This is a genomic window from Microbacterium amylolyticum, assembly GCF_011046975.1.
Classification (GTDB): Bacteria; Actinomycetota; Actinomycetes; order Actinomycetales; family Microbacteriaceae; genus Microbacterium; species Microbacterium amylolyticum.
In genome coordinates, this window is record NZ_CP049253.1 from 706,457 (window position 1) to 724,777 (window position 18,321).

General features: G+C 63.3%; 14 protein-coding genes and 2 pseudogenes. 6 read left to right on the forward strand and 10 right to left on the reverse strand.

Features of this window, described 5'->3' with window-relative positions; genetic code table 11:
• Positions 1–50 precede the first annotated feature (50 nt).
• The 5 genes from G6N81_RS03555 to G6N81_RS03575 all read right to left on the reverse strand — a co-directional run bounded on the left by G6N81_RS03555 (position 51) and on the right by G6N81_RS03575 (position 5,904).
• Positions 51–596, reverse strand: a complete 546-nt coding sequence (locus G6N81_RS03555; RefSeq protein WP_165133165.1) for a PH domain-containing protein — start codon at positions 594–596, stop codon at positions 51–53.
• Between the two features lie 74 nt (positions 597–670).
• Positions 671–2,347: a dipeptide ABC transporter ATP-binding protein gene (locus G6N81_RS03560; protein ID WP_165133168.1), complete on the reverse strand. Its 1,677-nt coding sequence runs from the start codon at positions 2,345–2,347 to the stop codon at positions 671–673.
• Positions 2,344–3,282: an ABC transporter permease gene (locus G6N81_RS03565; protein WP_165133171.1), complete on the reverse strand. Its 939-nt coding sequence runs from the start codon at positions 3,280–3,282 to the stop codon at positions 2,344–2,346. Before G6N81_RS03565 ends, G6N81_RS03560 begins: the two co-directional genes overlap by 4 nt.
• Entirely contained in the window at positions 3,272–4,201 is a 930-nt protein-coding gene (locus G6N81_RS03570; RefSeq protein ID WP_165133173.1) for an ABC transporter permease, read from the reverse strand. The genes G6N81_RS03565 and G6N81_RS03570 overlap by 11 nt, the downstream gene beginning before the upstream one ends.
• An 83-nt stretch (positions 4,202–4,284) precedes the next feature.
• The gene (locus G6N81_RS03575) at positions 4,285–5,904 is read right to left on the reverse strand and encodes a peptide ABC transporter substrate-binding protein (RefSeq protein ID WP_165133175.1); all 1,620 of its coding nucleotides are present in this window, start codon (positions 5,902–5,904) and stop codon (positions 4,285–4,287) included.
• 222 nt (positions 5,905–6,126) lie between these two features.
• Here G6N81_RS03575 and G6N81_RS03580 point away from each other — a divergent pair, with 222 nt between their 5' ends.
• Genes G6N81_RS03580 through G6N81_RS03590 form a run of 3 tightly spaced genes read left to right on the forward strand, consistent with a single transcriptional unit; the run spans position 6,127 to position 7,818 of the window.
• Positions 6,127–6,888: a CPBP family intramembrane glutamic endopeptidase gene (locus G6N81_RS03580; protein ID WP_241245052.1), complete on the forward strand. Its 762-nt coding sequence runs from the start codon at positions 6,127–6,129 to the stop codon at positions 6,886–6,888.
• A 43-nt stretch (positions 6,889–6,931) separates the two neighbouring features.
• Entirely contained in the window at positions 6,932–7,405 is a 474-nt protein-coding gene (locus G6N81_RS03585; RefSeq protein WP_165133180.1) for an NUDIX hydrolase, read from the forward strand.
• The gene (locus G6N81_RS03590; protein WP_165133182.1) at positions 7,402–7,818 is read left to right on the forward strand and encodes an NUDIX hydrolase; all 417 of its coding nucleotides are present in this window, start codon (positions 7,402–7,404) and stop codon (positions 7,816–7,818) included. The genes G6N81_RS03585 and G6N81_RS03590 overlap by 4 nt, the downstream gene beginning before the upstream one ends.
• A gap of 93 nt (positions 7,819–7,911) precedes the next feature.
• Here G6N81_RS03590 and G6N81_RS03595 read toward each other — a convergent pair whose 3' ends face one another.
• A complete protein-coding gene (locus G6N81_RS03595; protein WP_165133184.1) occupies positions 7,912–8,874 on the reverse strand; it encodes a hypothetical protein in 963 nt (320 codons plus the stop codon).
• A 707-nt stretch (positions 8,875–9,581) separates the two neighbouring features.
• Here G6N81_RS03595 and G6N81_RS03600 point away from each other — a divergent pair.
• Both G6N81_RS03600 and G6N81_RS03605 read left to right on the forward strand, forming a co-directional pair.
• Positions 9,582–11,237, forward strand: a complete 1,656-nt coding sequence (locus tag G6N81_RS03600) for an ATP-binding cassette domain-containing protein (RefSeq protein WP_165133186.1) — start codon at positions 9,582–9,584, stop codon at positions 11,235–11,237.
• Positions 11,234–12,496: an MFS transporter gene (locus G6N81_RS03605; protein WP_165133188.1), complete on the forward strand. Its 1,263-nt coding sequence runs from the start codon at positions 11,234–11,236 to the stop codon at positions 12,494–12,496. Before G6N81_RS03600 ends, G6N81_RS03605 begins: the two co-directional genes overlap by 4 nt.
• Before the next feature lie 42 nt (positions 12,497–12,538).
• Here the strand turns inward: G6N81_RS03605 and G6N81_RS03610 are convergent.
• Positions 12,539–12,805, reverse strand: a pseudogene (locus G6N81_RS03610) (IS3 family transposase); the annotation flags it as partial.
• A 149-nt stretch (positions 12,806–12,954) separates the two neighbouring features.
• On the opposite strand from G6N81_RS03610, the gene G6N81_RS03615 reads away from it, so the two are divergent.
• Positions 12,955–14,466: an IS1634 family transposase gene (locus tag G6N81_RS03615; RefSeq protein ID WP_420901781.1), complete on the forward strand. Its 1,512-nt coding sequence runs from the start codon at positions 12,955–12,957 to the stop codon at positions 14,464–14,466.
• Between the two features lie 78 nt (positions 14,467–14,544).
• Here the strand turns inward: G6N81_RS03615 and G6N81_RS12665 are convergent.
• The 3 genes and pseudogenes from G6N81_RS12665 to gcvP form a co-directional block, all read right to left on the reverse strand.
• A pseudogene (locus G6N81_RS12665) lies at positions 14,545–15,117 on the reverse strand (IS3 family transposase); the annotation flags it as partial.
• Positions 15,118–15,122: 5 nt separating this feature from the next.
• Positions 15,123–15,428, reverse strand: coding sequence for a transposase (locus tag G6N81_RS03625; RefSeq protein ID WP_165133197.1), 306 nt, complete (start codon positions 15,426–15,428; stop codon positions 15,123–15,125).
• 69 nt (positions 15,429–15,497) lie between these two features.
• The gene (gene gcvP, locus G6N81_RS03630; protein WP_241245103.1) at positions 15,498–18,305 is read right to left on the reverse strand and encodes an aminomethyl-transferring glycine dehydrogenase; all 2,808 of its coding nucleotides are present in this window, start codon (positions 18,303–18,305) and stop codon (positions 15,498–15,500) included.
• Positions 18,306–18,321 lie beyond the last annotated feature (16 nt).

Below are 18,321 nucleotides of genomic sequence, written 5' to 3' on the forward strand. Positions count from 1 at the left end.
ATCACGATCCTACCGTGTGGCCCTGTGAGAGCGCGGGGCGCCCGAATCAGCTAGATCGACAGTCCGCCGGCGAGGGTCACAGAGCCGCCCAGCCAGATCAGGACCAGCACGCCGATACCGACCGTCAGCGGATCAAACGTGCGCGAAACAGCACGATCACTCGGACCAGATTCCTCGTGCAGTTGTTCCAGCGCCTCCACCTGGAGCTCGGCCGGATCCTCTCCCCCGTTTTTGCGCGGTCCGCGCATGCGTCGACCCGCGCCGCCCCATGCCGTGACCCGTCCCCCGTCGCGCAGGGTGAACTCAGCCTGGAAGCGCAGGCGAATGCTCTCGACTCGCGCCCACGGAATGTCAATCACTCGCAGGGGGTTGCGCAGGCGAACACCGGCCGAGTCGGCGTCAATCTGCGGCCACGCCGAGAACACCCAGACGAACCAGGCGACGGCAAGCAACCACGGCGCCACGAGGAACGCATCGTAGAGACTCGAACGGATCGCGACGTCGCCCAGCAACACCGCGCTGACAACAGCGACAAGCGCAAGCGATACCCACCCCGATGTGGAGCGGAAAACGATCCGATTGGTGGGTTGAGACATGATGTCCAGCCTACTGAGGTCGCGGAAGCGGGACGCCCCCTTGGAAAGAGGACGCCCCGCCGCCGAGACTCGCTTTATGCCCCGCGCGCCAGATCAGCGCCGGGAATCGCGTCGAGCAGACGGCGCGTGTATTCCTGAGAGGGATTCGCGAAGATCGAATCAACCGAACCCTGCTCCACAATTCGCCCCTTCTCCATCACTGCGACGAGGTCTGCGGCAACACGAACGACCGCGAGGTCATGCGTGATGAAGAGGTACGTCAGACCGAGTTCGCTCTGCAGCTCTGCCAACAACTGCAGCACCTGGTCCTGCACCAGAACGTCGAGAGCCGAGACCGCCTCGTCGAGAACGACGACATCGGGCTTGAGCGCAAGAGCGCGCGCAATCGCCACACGCTGACGCTGCCCGCCCGAGAGCTCGTTCGGATAGCGCGACGCGAGAGCCTTCGGCAACGCAACCTGTTCGAGCAGTTCGAGCGCCCGCGCACGACGCGACTCCTGATCGCCGACCCCGTGGATCTTCAGGGGCTCTGCGATCAGAGCACCGATGGACCGCAGCGGATCGAGCGAACCGTACGGGTCCTGGAACACCGGCTGCATCCGGCGACGCAGACCGAACAATTCACGACGCGAAAGATCAACAACGTCACGGCCGTCAACAAGAACGGATCCGCTCGTCGGCTTCTCGAGCTGCAGCACCATCTTCGCGGTCGTCGACTTCCCCGAGCCAGACTCACCGACGAGCGCGAGGGTCTTTCCCTTCGGAATCTGGAAGGAGATGTCGTCTACGGCGCGGAACGGCTCGCTACGGAAACCCCCGCCACGAATGCGGTACTCCTTGACAAGGTTCTTCACCTCGATCACAGGAGCCGCCTGCTGCAGAACATCCGTCGTCGTCTCGATGCCCTCCTCCAGCGCCTCCACTTGGATGCGCTGCGACGCCAGGCTCGGCGCCGCCGCCACAAGACGCTGTGTGTAGGGATGCTGCGGCTTTTCCAAAATCGTGCGGCTGGGGCCCGATTCGACGATCTCGCCCTTGCTCATGACGATGATGCGGTCGGCACGATCAGCCGCGAGACCGAGGTCGTGCGTAATGAACAGCATCGACGTCCCCTGCTCGCGAATGCGCTCGGAGAGGTGATCGAGGATCACGCGCTGCACCGTCACATCGAGGGCGCTCGTTGGTTCGTCAGCGATCAGAAGCTGCGGATCGGCGGCAAGGCCGATACCGATGAGCGCTCGCTGACGCATGCCGCCCGAGAACTGGTGCGGGAACTGGTGCATACGGCGCTCAGCATCGGCCAGACCGGCCTTCTTCAGAACGTCGACAGCGAGGTCGTGCACCTCCTTACGCCCCTTCGCCAAACCATTGGCGCGGATCGTCTCCTTCACCTGGAAGCCCACAGACCAGACGGGGTTCAGGTTCGACATCGGGTCCTGCGGAACGAAGCCGATCTGGCTCCCACGAACCTGCTCGCGCTCCGAACGCGTCACGCGAGTCAGATCACGTCCGCCGAACATGATCGATCCACCGGTCACCTGACCGGTTCCGGGGAGGAGGTCGATAATCGCGGTCGCCGTCGTCGACTTCCCCGACCCGGACTCCCCCACGATCGCCACCGACTCGCCAGGGAACACATCGAGGTTGACGCCGTGCACAACCTCGCGCTGGTTCTTTCCGGTCCCGAACGAGATGCGGAGATCGCGGACGCTGACGATAGGCGCATCCATATTCATCTCTTTCTCACTCATCGCTGAGCCCTCGCCTTCGGATCGAGTGCATCTCGCAGCAGCTCACCGAGCGTGATGAATGCGAGAACCGTGACGCCGAGGGCGATCGACGGCCACACGAGCGGCATGGGAGCCACACGAATGTCGATCTGAGCAGAACTGATGTCCCGTCCCCACGATGCACCGTCGAGGCCGAGGCCCAGGAAGGCCAGCGTGGACTCCGCAACGATGGCCTGACCAAGAGTGATCGTCGCAACGACAATCACGGGGGCCATCGCGTTCGGAAGCACGTGAACGACAAGAGTCTTGAAGCGGCTCATCCCGAGAGCGATCGAGGCCATGACATAGTCCGACTGCTTCACACGAAGCACCTCAGCACGGACGATTCGTGCGACGGACGCCCAGGCGAAACCACCGATCGCCAGCGCCAGAACGAACTCGTTACGGCCGTCACGCAGAACCGACATCACGACGATTCCCGCAAGGATGTAGGGAATCGTGAAGAAGATGTCGCCAACGCGAGACAGCAGCGAGTCGACCCACCCGCCGTAGAAACCGGCGAAGGCACCCATGACAATTCCGAGCACCGTGCTGATCGCCGTCGCCATCAGTCCCACGAGCAGCGAGGTGCTCGCGCCATGGACGAGGCGCGCCCAGATGTCGTAGCCCTGTTTGTCAAAGCCCAGCGGATGGCCGGGCTCCGCCCCCGCGTTGCTGCGCGAAAGCGCACCGGCGGTGGGATTCACCGACGTGAACAGTGTCGGCCAGACGGCCATCACAACGATGAGGGCGACAGCCGCAAGCGAAATCCAGAAAGTGGGACGCTTGCGCAGGTCACGCCAGGCATCGAGCCACAGCGTGCTCTTCTTTTCGCTGACGCGCACCTCGTCGACAACAAGCCTGTGACCAACAACGGGCGCAACGTAGTGCTCGTGACGGTTGGCGTTACTTGACATAGCGAATCCTCGGGTCGAGCACACCGTAAAGCAGGTCGATGGCGAGGTTGATGAAGACGTAGGCGATAACAAAGACGGTGACGAAGGACACAACCGTCTGGTTGTCACCGCGGATCACCGCTTGGAACAGCGTGTTACCGACACCGGGTACATTGAAGATGCCCTCGGTGACGGTTGCTCCGACCATCAGCGTGCCGAGCTGCGTTCCCATATCGGTCACGGTGGGGATCAGCGAATTGCGCATCACGTGAACGGGAATCACACGGCGCCGCGGGAGGCCCTTTGCATACGCCGTTCGCACCCAATCCTGTCCGAGCGTCTCGATCGTCGACGAGCGCGTCAGACGCATGCTCGTTGCGTACAGGCCCAGCGCGAGTGTGATCGCGGGAAGCCACAGACTGTTCCAGCCCGCGTTTGCCCCGACGGTCGGCGAGAACCAGCCGAGCTGAACACCGAAGACGAGCTGCGCGACGATACCGATGACAAAGACGGGAACGGCGACGAAGAGCAGTGCGACAACCAACATCGCGTTATCGAGGATGCCGCCCTTCCAGATCGCCGAGATCGTTCCGATCAGAACAGCGAGAACAACACCGATCGCAATCGCTTCGACCGCCAGCATCAGCGTGACGGGGAAGGTCTCGGCTAGAACAGCCGACACCTCGCGTCCGGAGAACGTCTGCCCCAGGTCGCCCTGGAACACCCCCAGAAGGTAGTTCGCGTACTGCACGATGAACGGGTCGTCGAAGCCATAGCGCGCGCGAAGCGCCTCAAGCTGTGCCTCGGGCGGCGTGCGGTCTCCAAACATGCCGGCGATCGGGTCGCCCGGCATGGAGAACACCATGAAGTAGATCAGCAGCGTCGCCCCGAAGAACACGGGGATCACCTGCAGAACTCTTCGGAGGATGTAGCTCGCCATCCTCGTCCTTCCTCAAGTTTTCCGAACATGGGCCCGGGGCGGTGGAAGCCACCGCCCCGGGAATGTGATGATGCGAGGTGTCGTTACGGTGCGACCGTGACCTCGGTGTACACGGGAACCGAGTTCCAGGCGAACTCCACGTTCTCGACGTTCTCCGTCCAAGCGCCAACGGCGTTCTGGTAGAACAGCGGGATCGCGGGCAGCTCCGCCAGGAGGACGGACTGCGCCTCGTTGAACTTCTCCGCTGCCGCGATGTTGTCGACACCAACGAACTCGAGGCCCTCGCTCAGAAGTCCATCGAACGCCTCGGACGAGAACTTGCCGTCGTTCGACGACGCTCCCGTGGCGAACAGCGGGCCGAGGAAGTTGTACAGTCCGGGGTAGTCGGCTTGCCATCCGGTACGGAACGCGCTGTCAATCTGGCCGGCGGTGATCTGCGAGCGGAACTCGGCGAAGGTCGGGTAAGCGTCACCCGATGCGTCGATCTCGAGGTTCGTGCGGAGCTGGTTTGCCACAGCCTCCACCCATGCCTCGTGGCTCGAGTCGGCGTTGTAGCCGATCTTGAACGATCCGCTGAACGGCGCGATCTCGTCGGCCTGAGCCCAAAGTTCTGCGGCCTTTTCCGGGTTGAACGACAGAACCTCGTTGCCCTCGATCTCGTCGCTCCATCCCTCAACGACGGGGGATGAGAAGTCCACCATCGGCAGGCGCGAGCCGTGGAAGATCACGTCGGCGATCTCCTCGCGGTCGATCGCCATCGAGATCGCCTGGCGGCGCAGCTGCCCTTCTCCACCCGAGAAGTGCTCGAGCCACCCCGGGATCGTGATCGTCTGGTTCAGAGCCGTACCCATGTTGACGGTACGGCCGGGGAAGTCATCCTCGTACACGCTGAACATCGACTGCGGAACGTTGTCGAGGATGTCAAGGTTGCCCGCCTGGAGGTCGGCGTACGCCGCTTCCTCGTTCGCGTAGAAGACGATACGGAGACCGTCGTTCTTCGGTGTGCGGGGACCGTCGTAGCTCGGGTTCGCCACGAGATCGATCTGCACGTTGTGCTGCCATGCGCCCTCTTCGGCGAGCATGTACGGGCCGTTGCCGACGGGGTTCTCGCCGAATGCGGCCATGTCCTCGAACGCTACATCGGGCATCGGGTAGTACGCCGAGTAACCGAGGCGCTCTGCGAAGTCAGCTGCGGGAGTGCCCTCGGTCGTAATGGTGAAGGTGTGGTCGTCGATCTGCTCGAGACCGGACAGCTCATCGACGTTCTCCTCGGCGCTGTATCCAGCGATGTACGAGTAGAAGTACGCCTGGCGCTGCTCGTTGTCGAGCGCTGCGCCGTAGTTCCAGGCGTTGATGAAGTTATCCGCGGTGATCTCTTCACCGTTCGTGAACTCGAGACCCTCACGAATCGTGACCGTGAGCTGGTTGTCCGAGTCGATCGAGATGTCCTCGGCAACGTCGAGAACGGTTGTTCCATCAGCTTCGTAGGTGATGAGACCAGAGAAAATGCTGTCGACGATCTTTCCGCCGCCGACCTCATTGGTGTCGGTCGAGAACAGACCAACCTGAGGTTCGGTACCGTTCACGCGGATGATGTCCCCGTCAGCGTCGTTGTTGCCTGCTCCGCTCGCGCAACCGGCGAGAGTGAGGCTGACGACACCGGCGAGCGCGAGCCCGGAGAGGGCGATCTTGTTGCGCTTCACTTGTGCTCCTTGTTAGGGGTGTTTTGGCGGTCCGACTGGATGTGCTGCCGTGGGGCGGACCGCGGAGCGACTCTAAGCGCATCGACGAAATGCACAAAATTGAATCGCAAGATCTTCCACAGGAAGTATTCAGCTTGGTCAGCGTTGAGCAGAGTGCTGATATTTTCCTGTGATCGAGCTCATCGAAAGATACGTCCGCATCCTTATGGCACCCTGACAGTCGTGGCTCTGACAGACATTGCTCCCGTTTCCCGCACGCGTCTTGCGTGGGAAGTCGGCATCGTTCTCGCCCTCTCCATCGGGCAATCTGCTCTCTACTCCGTGCTGTCACTCATTCGCTCGCTCACGCGCGAAGCGCCGTTGGCCGAGCAGACAACAGCCCTGAACCCTGTCCGCGCCGACGCGGCCATCTGGGATGCGATCTATCGAACGTTCAACGTGTTCTTCGACCTCTGCCTCGTAGCACTCGTGATCTATCTGTTATGGGAGCCGGGACGAAACGCGCTCCTCCGCATCGGCCTCGACTTCCGCCGCTTCGGGCGCGATACCGCGATCGCCATCGCCCTTCTCTCCGCCATCGGCATCCCCGGACTCGGGCTCTACGCGGGAAGCAGGCTGATGGGGCTCACGCTCGAGGTACAGGCCTCAGACGTCGACGCCGCCTGGTGGACGATCCCCCTACTCATGCTGTCTGCGGCGCGAGCCGGGCTCCTGGAAGAAGTGATCCTCAACGGCTACCTGATCACCCGCCTGCGCCAGCTCGCCTGGAGCCCGTGGCAGATCCTCCTGGCCGTCGCACTGCTCCGCGGTGCCTATCACCTGTACCAGGGGCCTGCGATGGCCATCGGAAACGTCGTCATGGGACTCGCCTTCGGCTGGCTTTTCCTGCGCACCGGGCGCGTCATGCCGCTCGTGGTCGCCCACACGCTGCTCGACGTCGTCGCGTTCGTCGGCTATCCGCTCGCGGCGCCCTATCTGCCGTAGGTCACTGACCGGGGATCAAGCGCTCCGATCGTAGTGTGTAGCCATGGCGACACCTGACTTCATCCTGACCTTGCGCGAGAAAATCGGCAACGATCTCCTCTGGCTCACCGGCGTGACGGCCGTTGTCGTGCGCGACGAGGACGTTCTGCTCGTGGAACGCGCGGACAACGGCTTGGTGACGCCCGTGACCGGGATTGTCGACCCGGGCGAGGAACCCGCGATCACCGCTGTGCGGGAAGTGGCCGAAGAAGCAGGGATCATCGCCGTTGCCGAAGCGCTCGTCGCGGTTAAAGCGCTCGACCCCATGACCTATGCGAACGGCGACCGTGCGCAGTACCTCGACATCGTGTTCCGCCTCCGCGCGGAAGGAGGCATTCCTCACCCGGCAGACGGGGAGAACACCAGGACGTGGTGGTGCCCGGTAAAGGAACTCGACGCCGCCGGGCTCAACGAGGACATGCGCGATCGCATCAGGGTCGCACTCGAACACGACGGATCGGCGAGGTTCTCCCGATGATCGACCACGACACAAAGCGCGTTCACGTCACGGCCGTCGTGCTGCGTCATGCGGACAGCGGACACATCCTCACCGTCCGCAAGCGCGGCACCAGTATGTTCATGCAGCCAGGCGGAAAACCCGAGCCCGGCGAAAGCGCAGTCGACGCCGGGATTCGCGAAATCCGGGAGGAAATCGGCGTCAACCTCGACCCCACCCAGATGCGACTCCTTGGCGTGTTCAGCGCTCCCGCCGCAAACGAACCGGGATACACCGTGCACAGCACAGTTTTCACGCACCCGCCCGTCCAGGGAATCGCACCCGCCGCCGAAATCGAGGAGGTCCGGTGGGTAGATGAAAACCAGCCCCTGACAGACGACCTCGCCCCGCTGATGGTCACCCGTATCCTCCCTGCCCTCCGAACGCAGGGCTGAGGGCAGGGCTCAATTCATGATTTCTGGCACTTTTCTCACCCTGTCCGGGTGAGAAAAGTGCCAGAAATCATGAATTGGCGCAGGCTGTCACTCTCAGAGCAGCGCCGCCAGCGAACGCAACGGTAGGGGCTTCTGTTCGTTGACACGCGGGAGACCGGCCCTCAACAAAACGTCCTCGAGTTTCGTTGTCCGGCGCAGGTGATCCCACCCCCATCGCGCGAATCCCTTGACGCTTTGACGCAGGCCGTCCTCCCGATTCTTTTCTGACCACAGAGCGTCAAGCCCCGCCGTACCTGATTTCGCGTATTTCTGACGACCGTCCGCCTCGCCGATGATGTCGTACTCCCGCCAATAGTTGTCAACCCGCACCTCCCCCACTCCGGGAACGTGAAAAGGAACCTGAAGCTCTGGTGACGGAAACCCGAGCCATTCGCACACTGCGCGGCTCATCGATTCGAGAGGGCTTTCCGCTAGCGGAGTTGCGTTCGCAAGCGGCCACATCGCGGTCCCTCTCCCCCGGCGACTAGATCGTTGGTCATTCGTCTCCAGCAGAGCGCTGGGCGACGTACCGACATCACGGACGACGGTGTCCGCCACGGCAAGCGCATAGGCCGGGTGTCGAACCCGCGCAATGTCAATTGCCGTATCGCCGGGCGGAGTCATCGCGATGCCCGATACCGTGATCGCCTCGCGGTCATCAGTGAAGAAGTGGTATTGGAGATCACCGCGACGCCCAGCGGTTCCGTGTTTGGTCGTCAGGAGGTGCACGGTGTGAAAATCGCCGACGACGGGAAGTCCCATGAGCACTGCCGCGGACTCAAATGTGAAAACGGCCTGCGGAAGCTTCGCGGCCACCGCGTGAACGCGCATCAGATATCGCTCCCACCGGGGAAGCTCCTTCCAGTCGCTGCGGTCGACGTAAATTCCGCTGCGTATGCGGAGCAAATCGCCGCGTTCGACCGCGGCGTCATATCGTCGCCCCGGATGCTTTCGGGCGACAAGAGGAATGGGCGGGCGCAGGAGCGAAACGGGCGGATCGGTGAAAGAGAACGTCATGCCACCGATGATTCAGTGATTCGCGACTCTCTGGCCGGGCTGTGGATAACTGGCTCTTCGGACATCCGGTGGGGGTCGACGATCACACAGAGCATCTCGCTGAGCTTGTACTTACAGCGCCTTCACACTTCAACGCGATCGAGACGCTTGACTGGGCGACTGCGCAACTCTTCTTGATCCCGACGACCGAACTGGACAGGCGACGACAGGCGATTCGCAATCAGCTTGGCGACGATGCGCGCGTTCAGCGCCAACTCGCCTACCTCCATGAGTCACTTAGCATCCGGCTGCGCGATGCCTACGTTCGCCGCCTCGGCATAGACCCCGCCGACACATCTGACTTGTGTCCACAGATTCTCGTGGGGCTTTACCTCTCTCTCGCTACCGAGGTGTCGGGCCGGTCACAATCACCGGAAGAGACGCGCCGGCGGTGGCTTGCGTCGCTTCGCAGTCTGCTTTGAGAGGTCGGCACTGCTATCGACATTTACATGCTTGGTTGCGGAGGTGGGGACTGAGCGTTGCCGCCCTTATGGGGTACATTTGAAGCATGCATTTGTATTTCCTGTGACGGTTGAGTAGGCCTACCGCGCTCGTTGAGCAACTCCGAGCTAGCGATGGCTGCTCGTTCTGACCCTGGAAGGGTCCCCGTCATTTGCGTGCCCGCTGGCTGTTTGGCTCGTCGCGGTGCGCCTTGCTGAAGGATTTGAATGCTTACCCCTACTAACCGTCATCCGGCGCGCCATCGCGCGCAACTCACCGCTTCCGACGTCTCCGTAATGCGAGGCGTAACCCCGGTGCTCAACCATGTCGATCTCGTCGTCACTCCCGCGTCCCGTGTGGCGATCGTCGGAGAGAACGGGCGCGGAAAGACCACACTTCTGCACGCGCTCGCGGGCATGCTGGCACCTGATAGTGGAACGATCCAGCGCATCGGCACGCTCGGGCTCGCTGAACAAGAGATGGACTCCACCGACAACCGAACCGTTGGGCAGGCCGTCGCGGAGGCCATCGCCGAACCGCTCGCAGCGCTGGCCACACTCGACGACGCCGCTGCCGCTCTCGCGGAAGGGAGTAGCGAGGCCGCAGAGCAGTACGCTGCGGCCTTGGAAGATGCGGAAGCGCTCGACGCTTGGGATGCCGAGCGCCGGGTACAAATCGCGCTCGAAGCACTCGACGCCGAAACCGACATGACGCGGTTGCTCGCTGATCTGTCTGTGGGGCAGCGATATCGAGTGCGGTTGGCCTGCCTGTTGGGGGCTGAAGATGATTTCTTACTGCTGGACGAGCCCACCAATCACCTCGACCGCAGCGGACTTGATTTCTTGACCATGCAACTCCGCACGCGCAACGGTGGTGTCGTCATCGTCAGCCACGATCGCGCGCTGCTCTCTGACATTGCGGAGACGGTGGTCGACCTCGATCCGACACCTGATGATCGCCCCCGCATCTACGGCAACGGGTACGCGGGATACCGAGAAGGGCGCGTGGCCGAGCGGGAACGCTGGGAGCAGGAGTACGACCGCCAGCAGCAGGAGCAAGCCCGGCTACAGGACAGTCTCAGCGCTGCACAGAACCGACTCGTATCGGGTTGGCGACCGGAGAAGGGGTCACCGAAGCACGGCCGCGCGACGCGCGCGGGCGGGCTGGTGCAGAGCGTGCACCGACGCCAGGAAGCACTCGAAGCACACGCGGTGACGGTACCTGAACCACCGCAGCTATTCCAGCTCCCCGACCTGCCCACACGAAAAGGGGCGGTGCTACTTAACATCGACAACGTGAGCCTTGCCGGGCGGTTAGCGCAGCCAGTGTCGTTCGAACTCTCGCACCGCGGCAGGCTCGTGGTCACCGGCTCGAACGGGGCCGGAAAGTCGACGCTCCTGAGTATCGCGGCGGGCGAACTACTGCCAGATACGGGAACAGTGCGGACATCCCGTGGCACGCGTTTGGGTTTTCTTCGTCAGGAGACGATGCTGCCGCCTGATCGCCGGGCGAACGAGGTATACGCCCGACACCTCGACGAACTCGTCGGTCAAGGAACGCTTCAATCATCTGAGGCGGTCGGTCTCGGTCAACTTGGACTGCTGCGATCGCGCGAGGCAGGCAAACGAGTGGGTGAACTATCGATGGGTCAACAACGACGCCTCGATCTGGCGCTCGTACTCGCGGCACGCCCGCACGTGCTACTACTAGACGAGCCCACCAACCACCTCTCCATCGCGCTCGTTGACGAACTCACCGAGGCACTCGGGGCTACCCAAGCGGCCGTCGTACTGTCGACCCACGATCGGCAACTCCTGCGCGATGTCGCCCAATGGCCTCATGTACATCTGATGGCGATGGCTGAAGGCGAGGCAATGGTATGAGCAACACCATCAAGCTACGCGCACTCCGCCCATTGGCATCACGTGATTACCGTCTCCTGTTTGCCGCCGTCAGCATCGAGGTATTCGGGACCGGTATGTGGACGATCGTCATGGTCTTCCAAGTACTCGCACTCGATGACAGCCCACTTGCCTTGTCGGCGGTTGCAACCGGAATGAGTCTTGGCCTGTTTGCGTTCTCCGTTCTCGGTGGGGTTGTCGCAGACCGGTTCTCCAAACGGCGGATTCTCATTACAGTGCAGGGCTCAACGGCCGCGATCATGACCGCCGTGGCGGTCCTGTCGCTCACCGGGAATATCGAACTTTGGCACGTCGCCGCAGCCTCGTTCGCGATGGGTGCCGGGAGCGCCTTTTTCTACCCTGCGTACAGCGCTTACCTACCTGTGGTCCTTCCGCCGGAGCAACTCCTGGCCGCGAATGGGCTCGAAGGGGCGCTCCGTCCATCGATGGGGCAAGGGCTGGGCCCGGCCCTCGGTGGAGTCATCGTCGGTATGTTCTTCCCCGCTATCGGAGCGGTCATCGTCGCGGCTTCGTACGCGATTGCTTTCGTCATCACGTTGTTTCTTAGCCGTCGTGACGAACACACTGAGCCCACTCCTCCCGAGGATCGCCCGAGCGTCTGGGGTGACCTTCGTGCGGGCGTTGCCTACGTGGCTCGTACACGCTGGTTGCTTTGGACGCTGATCTTCGGGTCTTCGCTTGCGCTCATTGTCCAAGGCCCGATCGAAGTTCTCCTCCCGTTCCTCACCCGCGACCGATTCGAGGATGCTGAAGCTACTTTCGGGTTCCTTCTGGCCGCCTATGGGATAGGTGGGGCTGTCGGTTCGCTGATCGTGTCGTCGTTGAAGCTTCCTCGTCGGTACTTGACGTTTATGATCCTGTGCTGGGGTGGAGGAACACTACCTCTTGCGGTCATTGGCGTTGCCGACAATTTGATCCTCATGCTCTCCGCGCTCTTTGTCGTCGGTGCACTCACCGGGGCTGGCGTTGTCGTGTGGGGAACATTGCTACAACGGTTGGTGCCGCTCGACATGATCGGCCGAGTCGCCAGCCTCGACTTCTTCGTTTCGATCGCGTTCATGCCGGTCTCAATCGCCATCGCAGGGCCGCTCTCACTGTTGGTTCCCATCCCCATCATCTTTGTGATTGCGGGAGTCATTCCGCCAGCTCTCGCGTTGATCGCATTGCTGGCCGGGCGCATGCGCCAGACCGAGGACAGTCAACCACTAGACGCAGACTGACCTCGATGGCTCTGGGAATATGAATCGGCCTGACTTTCGTTCCTATCGGGAGCCTTGTCCGGCAGGTGCCGGACCAGCTGATTCCAGGCCAGCGTAGTACGCGTCTTCGACCTCGAGCGGGGTGCGCATGTCGAGTTCTCCGTGGAGGCGGGAGTTGTTCCACCACCACACGTATTCGAGGGTCGCGAGCTCGACCTGCTCAACCGTCCGCCAGGGTCCTCGCTGACGAATCAGTTCGGTCTTGTAGAGGTTGTTGATCGCCTCTGCGAGGGCATCGTCGTAGCTGTCGCCGACGGTCCCGGTGGATGGGATGGCGCCGAGTTCGACGATACGGTCGGTGTAGACCATCGCGGTGTAACCCGACTTTTATCACCGTGAGGACGGTTCGTGATGTCGGGGTGTCTTGACCTGGGGTTTTCTCGCGATGCGGGCCCGTTTCGGGGCACTAATCTTGAGGGGTGTCTCCGTATCTGCGCACCGTGAAGACCGCCTCTGGCGCGACCGCGGTGCAGATCGTGGAGAAGAAGCAGGGCTCGCGGCGGATCGTCGAGCACCTCGGGTCCGCGCATACGCCCGAGGACGTCGCGCTGCTGAAGGCCGCGGGGAGGCAGAAACTCGCAGGCTCCCAGCCCGAGCTGGACCTCGGGCTGGAGCCAGATCCAGACCGGGGTGGACCGTTGCCGATGCGGTTGACGATGGGTCCGCTCTGGAGGTGTCTGAATCTCGCGTTCGATGCGCTTCGGTTTGGCGATGTCGATGGGGCAGATGACGTCTTCCGGCAGCTCGTGCTCGCGCGGATCATCGAGCCGACCAGCAAGCTCGATACCCCGCGGGTGCTCGAAGAGGCGGGTGTCTCATCGGTGTCGTATCCGACGATCAATCGGCGGTTGCCGGTGTTTGCAACCGACACGTTCCGAGATGATCTCGCGCGAGTTCTCGCCTCGAACGCGGAGCTCGGTCCTGCGGCGCTGGTGCTCTACGACGTGACCACGCTCTACTACGAAGCTCACGAGGGTGACGGGTTCCGTGAGCCCGGGTTCAGCAAGGAGCGGCGCCTGGAGCCGCAGATCACTGTTGGCCTGCTCACTGATGCGGCGGGATTCCCGTTGCGGGTTGAGGCGTTCGAGGGCAACAAAGCAGAGACTGCGACGATGCTGCCGACGCTTGAGGCGTTCATGACGGCGCACGGCCTGTCAAACATCACGGTCGTCGCGGACGCGGGCATGGTGTCCAAGGCGAACCAGAAGGCCATCGAGCAGGCGGGGTTGAACTTCATCCTCGGCGCGAAGACCCCGAAGGTCCCGTATGTGATCGAGCGCTGGCGGAACGAGCATCCCGGGGAGCCGATTCCCGACGGACACGTGTTCACACAGCCCTGGCCCGCCGGCCCCACGGATGGCCGACGTGATCAGGTCTACTACTACCGCTACAAGCACGACAACGCTCGCCGGACGCTCAAAGGCATCGCGGAGCAGGTCTCGAAGGCCGAGAACGCCATCGCCGGGAAGACACCGGTCAAGCGCAACAGGTTCGTCAAGCTCACCGGCGGCGACAAGACCGTCAACCGTGAGCTCGAGGACAAGGCACGCGCATTGGCGGGCATCAAGGGCTACGTGACGAATCTCGTCGATGAACCAGCAGAGTTCGTCATCGCTTCGTATCACCGGCTCCTGCAGGTCGAGAAGAGCTTCCGCATGTCGAAGGGCGACTTGAAGGCGCGGCCGATCTACGCGCGATTGCGGGACTCGATCGACGCACACCTGCAGATCGTGATCGCGTCCCTCGCGGTGTCGCGTTGGATCGAAGAGACCACGGGCTGGTCCATCCGGAAGATCGTCCGGACGCTACGCGTCTACCGCGAGGGCGTCGTGACCATCGGCGACCAGGAGGTCGCGACCGCGGTCCCTCTCGACGAGGACGCCGCGGCAGTTGTTGAGGCGATCAAAACCCGCGTCTCCGCGGGGCACTAACCTGATAAAAGTCGGGTCGGTGTAGACCATCGCGGTGTAATTCGACCCATGATCCGCGTGATGAATGAGTCCGTCGAGACGCCCGCCAACGTTCCAGGCAGCCATGTCGAGGGCCTGCAACGGCAGAATCTCCGAGCGCAGCGTCGCCGCGACGTTCCACCCGACGATGCGTCGCGAGTAGACGTCGGTGACGAACGTGACGTAGGCAAACCCGGACCACGTGGCCACGTAGGTCACGTCGCAGACCCAGAGGCGACGAGGCGCTGGCGCGGTGAACCGCCGGTTGACGAGGTCGCCCGGCAGCGTCGCGGTCTTGTCGGAGCGCGTGGTGAACACCCGCTTCGACTTCCTCACGCCGCGGACCCCGGCCAGGCGCATAAGTCGTTCGGTCTGATCGCGGCCGATCTCCCATCCTTGACGGCGCAGGAGGGCGTGCATCTTCCGGCGCGAGTAGACGCCGTAGTTCTCCGCATGCAGTCTCGCGACCTCCGGGACGAGGAGTTCGTCTTTCAGCTGCCGGGCCGATGGCGCACGGACGACCGCGGCACGATACCCGCGAGCGGTGAGAAACCCTTGAACTGCTGGGCGCAACACCCGGCAGATGAGCTCGACCCCGAAACGATCCCGGTACTCGTTGATGAACCGGATCATCTCGGTCAGGGGCGGTCGAGCTCCTTCGCGAAAAACACGCTCGCAGCCTTCAGAATTTCGTTCGCCTTACGCAGCTCAGCGTTCTCCTTCTGCAGGCGCTTGATCTCCGCCGCAGCATCGGTCGTCAATCCCGGCTTCACGCCAGCGTCGACCTCGTATCGGCGTTGCCAGAGCCGTAGCGTCTCCGGGCTCATCCCGAGTAGGCCAGCGACGTGACGGACCGCGCTCATCATGTTCGGGTGCGACGGCCGCGTCTCTGCGAGCATCCGCAACGCACGCTCACGCATCTCTGGCGAGTACTTCTGATTCATCGTGTTCCATCCTTGCTTGAAGAACGGAACGAAAGTCAGGCCGATTCAGTGGGCGGAAGCGGGCGGGCGCTAGCCGGCGAACGCCTCCGGGGGCGGGCAGGCGCACACAAGGTTGCGGTCGCCGTACGCCTGGTCGACGCGACGGACCGGTGGCCAGTACTTCGCGGCCGTCACGCCCGCCGGGTAGACCGCTTCTTCACGGGTATACGGGTGCGCCCACTCCGTCACGAGCGACGCCGCCGTGTGCGGAGCGTTGACGAGCGGGTTGTTGTCCGCAGGCCACTCCCCCTCTGCCACCCGGCGCGCCTCACGGGCGATCGAGATCATCGCATCACAAAAGCGATCGAGCTCAGCGACATCTTCTGATTCCGTCGGTTCGACCATGAGCGTTCCCGCAACCGGGAACGACATCGTCGGCGCGTGGAACCCATAGTCGACCAGGCGCTTTGCGACATCGTCGACCGTGATGCCCGTCTCGCGTGTCAGCGGTCGCACATCAACGATGCACTCGTGCGCGACGAGGCCCTCCGGGCCCGTGTAGAGAATCGGGAAGTGATCCGCCAGGCGCCTGGCGATGTGGTTAGCGTTCAGAACGGCCGCGCCGGTCGCCGCGGTGAGCCCTTCGAGGCCCAGCATGCGGATGTACGCCCACGTGATGGGGAGGATACTGGGCGATCCGTACGGCGCAGCCGAGACCGGTCCGATCCCGTCGCGGTCGACCTGTGCCAGATCATGTGACGGAAGGAACGGTACGAGGTGGCTTTTCGCCGCAACGGGGCCGACGCCGGGTCCGCCACCGCCGTGCGGAATCGCAAACGTCTTGTGCAGGTTGAGGTGCGAGACGTCGCCGCCCAGATCGCCGAATCGGGCATAGCCGACAAGGGCGTTGAGGTTGGCGCCGTCGATGTACACCTGGCCGCCCGCCTCGTGGACCGCGGCGGTGAGCTCGAGGATGCCCTCCTCGTAGACCCCGTGCGTCGACGGGTAGGTGACCATGATCGCGCCGAGGGCTTCCTGATGTTCGGCGATCTTCTTCCGGAGGTCATCAAGGTCGATGTCGCCCGATTCGTCGCACGCGACCACGACAACGCGCATTCCGGCGAGGACAGCCGATGCGGCGTTGGTGCCATGGGCAGATGAGGGGATGAGACACACGTCACGTCCGTCGTCGCCGCGCGCGAGGTGGTAGCGGCGGATCGCCAGAAGACCGGCGAGCTCCCCCTGCGACCCGGCGTTTGGCTGCAACGAAACCGCGTCATAGCCGGTGAGGTCCGCGAGCCACTCCTCGAGCTGGGCGATGAGCTCCAGATAGCCCGCGACCGTCTCCCTCGGGGCGAAGGGATGGATGCGGCTGAACTCAGGCCAGGACACGGCCTGCATGGCCGCGGCGGGATTGAGCTTCATCGTGCATGAGCCCAGCGGGATCATGCCGCGATCGAGCGCGTAATCCTTGTCGGCGAGGCTCTTGAGGTAGCGCATCATGGCCGTTTCCGAGTGGTGCTCGCGGAAAACGGGGTGCGTGAGAATCTCGTCCGATCGCAACAGATCGTGCGGGACGCGGCCCGTTCCGGCGCCGTCGAAAATCCCGAAGGTTGCCGGAACATCCCCGCCGAGCGCCGTCGCAACGCGAGCGAGATCGCTGACCGTTGTCGCTTCGCCAACGGCGACAGCGACCGTGGCGTCATCGACGCGACGCACCAGAACACCGGCGGAGCGTGCCGCGGCGAGCGCAGCATCTGATCCTCCCGCGGGTCGTGCCTCAATCGTGTCGAAGACAGCATCGCTCACAACATCAACGCCGCCGGCGAGGAGCCATTCGCGCAGGAGCGCGGTGTTCTCGGCGATGCGCGAGGCGATGCGGCGAAGGCCGTCCGGGCCGTGGTAGACCGCGTACATGGCTGCCATCACGGCCAGCAGCACCTGAGCGGTGCAGATGTTGCTCGTGGCCTTTTCGCGTCGGATGTGCTGTTCGCGGGTCTGCAACGCGAGGCGGTATGCCATGTTGCCGTCCGCGTCTTTCGAGACGCCAACGAGACGCCCTGGCAGCTGTCGTTCCAGCCCCGCACGCACAGCCATAAACCCGGCATGGGGTCCGCCGAATCCCAGCGGAACGCCGAAGCGTTGGGTCGACCCGACGACGATGTCTGCCCCCATCGACCCGGGCGAGGCGAGGAGGACAAGCGCCATGATGTCTGCTGCGACGATGGCCTGCGCACCGGCAGCGTGTGCGCGTTCGATGACGCCAGCTGGGTCCCAGACTCGCCCCGAGGCGCCGGGGTACTGAAGGAGAACGCCAAAGCAGTCGTCTGGGAGTGGTTCCCCGCCGGCAAGGTCCCGGATGTCCAGGGTGATTCCCAGGGCGTCTGCGCGTACACGCAGAAGGTCGATCGACTGCGGGAGCGCGTCGCGGTCGACGACGAAGACGTCTGACGTCTTCCCCCGCATGGCGCGGCGCGCGAGGAGCATGGCCTCGGCGACAGCGGTGGCTTCGTCGAGCATCGATGCGTTGGCGACGGGCAGCCCCGCAAGGTCACCGACCATTGTCTGGAAGTTCAGCAGCGCCTCGAGCCGGCCTTGAGAAATCTCGGGCTGGTACGGCGTATAGGCCGTGTACCAGGAGGGGTTCTCGAAGACGTTCCTCTGGATGACGGAGGGCGTCACGGTGTCGCTGTAACCCAACCCGATCATGGGAGTGAGAATGACGTTCCTGGCGGCGAGCTGGCGCAGCTCCGCGAGAGCCTGCTGCTCTGCGACGCCGATTCCCGGGACGATCCCTGCCGTTTCGCTGCGAATGGCCCGCGGAATCGCGCGTCCCAGGAGATCTGCTGCCGGTGAGATCGTGTTGTGCGCACGGTCGACGCCGAGCACAGACGTCATCTGCTCCTGGTCGGCC